The organism is Methanobrevibacter filiformis, assembly GCF_001639265.1.
GTDB lineage: Archaea > Methanobacteriota > Methanobacteria > Methanobacteriales > Methanobacteriaceae > Methanacia > Methanacia filiformis.
The window spans coordinates 1-924 of sequence record NZ_LWMT01000171.1; the positions used below are offsets into that span (position 1 = coordinate 1).

The 924-nt window shown below is 23.4% G+C and carries 1 protein-coding gene; it reads right to left on the reverse strand.

Annotated features, from left to right (window positions below; translation table 11 throughout):
- Positions 1–112 precede the first annotated feature (112 nt).
- Complete coding sequence (locus MBFIL_RS04740; protein ID WP_066971956.1) at positions 113–733, reverse strand: ATP-binding protein; 621 nt, start codon at positions 731–733, stop codon at positions 113–115.
- Positions 734–924: the final 191 nt, after the last annotated feature.

A 924-nucleotide genomic window follows, 5' to 3' on the forward strand; every position in this document is an offset into this window, starting at 1 on the left:
AATAGATATTCAATGAAAAACATAGACAACAAATAAAAAAAACTACAAAAAATAATTTACAATCTAACCACAACTAAGAAAATTCACTGTCATCCATCAACTGAAAAATTAATTATTGCACAGCCAATATATCCTTAAAAATTATTGAGTTGTAAAGATCTTGGAGGTATTGCGTTTTTTCTATTTCTTCAAAATCAAATGTAGAGGGCATACCCCCATATTTCATATATTCTTTAAATTGTTCATATTCATTCAAATATTTATTATTTGTTTTTTTATATTCTAAATATTCTAAAAATGAGAATGGATAAATTTTTATTTCAACAAAACGTCCAGTTAAATATGTTGCTAATTCTCCAGAGAGGAGTTTAGAATTTGATCCCGTAATGTAAATATCATAGTTTCCTTCAGCTAAATATGAGTTTACAAGTTTTTCCCAGTTTTCTATATTTTGTATTTCATCAAGAAGTAAGTATGTTTTTCTAGACTTGTTGTTTATTTTTTTATTTATTAAGTCATAAAATTCATTAATATTTTTAATATTAGAATATTCCATTAATTCTAAATTTATTAATATTATATTTTCTTCATCCACTCCTGAATTTTCAAGTTCCTCACAAATTTGTTGTAATATAACTGATTTTCCACATCTTCTAATCCCACTAATGACTTTAATAAGGTTTTTATCCATATATGGTCTGATTTTATTTAGATACAATTCTCTTTTTATCATGTTTACACCTATATTTTTCACCACAATGAAAAAAATTAGAATTTTTATAAAAATTTTTAATATATTGGCTGTGCAATAATTAATTTTTCAGTTGATGGATGACAGTGAATTTTCTTAGTTGTGGTTAGATTGTAAATTATTTTTTGTAGTTTTTTTTATTTGTTGTCTATGTTTTTCATTGAATATCTATT

Bases quoted from the DNA above. Each gene is read 5' to 3' on its own strand.
- MBFIL_RS04740 (WP_066971956.1), bottom strand. From the start codon at position 733: ATGATAAAAAGAGAATTGTATCTAAATAAAATCAGACCATATATGGAT.